The organism is Microbacterium sp. (assembly GCF_049661145.1).
Lineage (GTDB): Bacteria > Actinomycetota > Actinomycetes > Actinomycetales > Microbacteriaceae > Microbacterium.
In genome coordinates, this window is record NZ_JBASZT010000164.1 from 1 (window position 1) to 2,222 (window position 2,222).

The following is a 2,222-nucleotide window of genomic DNA, read 5'->3' on the forward strand; positions in this document are numbered from 1 at the left end:
GTCGAGCCCCGCGGCGGCGAGCGCATCGCGGAACCCGGCGTAGCGGTCTGCGGCGTCGGGCGAGCCCGCGGTCTCACCGACGAAACGCAATCGCCGGTGACCGTGGACGTCGATGAGATGCGCGACCAGTTCGGCGACGGCGGCCCGCCCGTCGATGACGACAGCGGCGATGCCATCCAGTGCGCCGGCGACGAGCACGACGCGGCCCGTGCGCGCCAGCGCGGCCAGTTCGCTCTCGGGCAGGGTGCCCCCGGCGACGATGAGCCCGTCGGTGCGCTCCGCGAGCTGGCGAACGGATGCCGCGGCATCCGGCCGCAGGTGTGTGCCGAGCACGTTGATCGCGACGCCGCGCTCGACGGCGACCGACTCGGCCCCCTCGATGAGCGCCGCGAAGTAGGGGCCGCCGAGGCCGGGGAGCACGATGCCGAGGGTGTCGGTCCGGCGATATGACAGCGCGCGACCGAGCGAGGACGGGCGGTAGCCGAGACGGTCGATCGCTTCTTGCACGCGACGCTTGGTGGTCGCCGTGACCTTCGGATCGTCGTGCGTGACGCGCGACACGGTGGCCACCGAGACGCTCGCCTCGCGGGCGATGTCCCGGATGGTCGGCTTGCTCGCTGCCACGGCTCCGTGTCCCTTCTGCGTCCTTGCGGTGGATGTAACCGGATACATCAGGTACAGTAGCGCACTGTAACCGGATACATCAAGGGGTTGCGCTTTCCCGACCGACGATGACGCGAACGGAGACGACGACGATGGAGCTCGACGACCTCGTCCTGACCCGAAAGTCCCGCCACCTGAGGCAGATTTTCGCGCCCCCACGGCGCGGCAGCGCCACTGAAAAGCTGTACCGAGCGGAGCTCGCTCCGGATTCCGGAGGTGCCGGCGCGCGGGGCGGGGCGACGTTGCGACTCGCGCCGTTCGGCTGCGCGGTCGTCGACCTGCGCCCGCCGTGCCCCGCGCATTCGATCCGGTGATTTCGATCCCGTGACCTCGTTCCTGTGACCTCGTTCCTGGCCCGCCGACGAAAGGAATCTCGTGACCGTGGACCAGACCATCCCCTCCCCGGACGGCTTCCTGTGGGGAGCTGCTACGGCTGCGCACCAGATCGAGGGGGGCAACGTCAACACCTCGCACTGGGTGTTCGAGCACGCCGCCGACACCACCGTCGACGAGCCTTCCGGCGACGCGTGCGACTCGTACCACCGCTATCCCGAAGACATCGGGCTGCTGGCGGCATCCGGGCTGAACACCTACCGCTTCTCGATCGAATGGGCTCGCATCGAGCCCGCGCGTGATGAGGTCTCACGCGCGCAACTCGACCATTACCGGCGCATGATCGACACGTGCCGGGATGCCGGGATCACCCCCGTCGTGACGCTGCACCACTTCACGATGCCGCGCTGGCAGTCCGCCGAGGGCGGCTGGTACGCGCCGGATGCCGTCGACCGCTTCCGCCGCTTCACCGAGATCGCCACCGGCATCCTGGACGACGTCGATTGGGTCGTGACGATCAACGAGCCCAACATGATGGTCAATCAGGACGAGGCGAGGATCGACACCGAGGTCGGCGTCAACTTCCCGGGGCCCTCGCCGCACGCGTCGCGGATCATCGCCGATGCCCACCACGCGTCGGTCGAGGTGCTTCGGGGACTCGGGCACGTCAAAGCGGGGTGGTCGGTCGCGAACCAGGTGTACCAGGCGCTGCCCGGCTATGAGAAGGAACGCGACGAGTGGGGCTACTGGCGCGAGGACTTCTTCCTCGAGCAGGCCCGCGACGACGACTTCATCGGCGTGCAGTCCTACCTGCGCACGATCATCGGCCCCGACGGGCCGGCGCCCTTCCCCGACGACGTCGAACGCACTCTGACGGGGTGGGAGTACTACCCCGAGGCGCTCGGTCACGCCCTGCGACACACGTGGGAGGTCACCGGCGGCGTGGCCATGATGGTGACCGAGAACGGCATGGCGACCGCTGACGACACCCGCCGCATCGACTACACGACCGGCGCTCTGCAGGGTGTGTCCGCGGCGCTGCGCGACGGGCTCGACGTGCGCGGATACCTGCACTGGTCCCTGCTGGACAACTACGAGTGGGGTTCGTTCCGCCCGACCTTCGGGCTCGTCGCCGTCGACCGGCAGACGTTCGCCCGCACGCCGAAGCCGAGCCTCGCGTGGCTCGGCGACCTCGCTCGTCGCGGCGCGCTCCCCGCCCCGCGCTG

At 69.5% G+C, this 2,222-nt stretch carries 3 protein-coding genes; 2 read left to right on the plus strand and 1 reads right to left on the minus strand.

Going from position 1 to position 2,222, the window contains the following annotated elements:
* Positions 1-624: LacI family DNA-binding transcriptional regulator (locus WBP48_RS07485; RefSeq protein ID WP_424438382.1), on the minus strand; the 624-nt coding region annotated here is incomplete at its 3' end.
* A 107-nt stretch (positions 625-731) separates the two neighbouring features.
* On the opposite strand from WBP48_RS07485, the gene WBP48_RS07490 reads away from it, so the two are divergent.
* Positions 732-977, plus strand: coding sequence for a hypothetical protein (locus tag WBP48_RS07490; RefSeq protein ID WP_424438385.1), 246 nt, complete (start codon positions 732-734; stop codon positions 975-977).
* Between the two features lie 61 nt (positions 978-1,038).
* Positions 1,039-2,222, plus strand: a 1,184-nt coding sequence (locus tag WBP48_RS07495) for a glycoside hydrolase family 1 protein (protein WP_424438388.1), incomplete at its 3' end; no start/stop codon positions are given.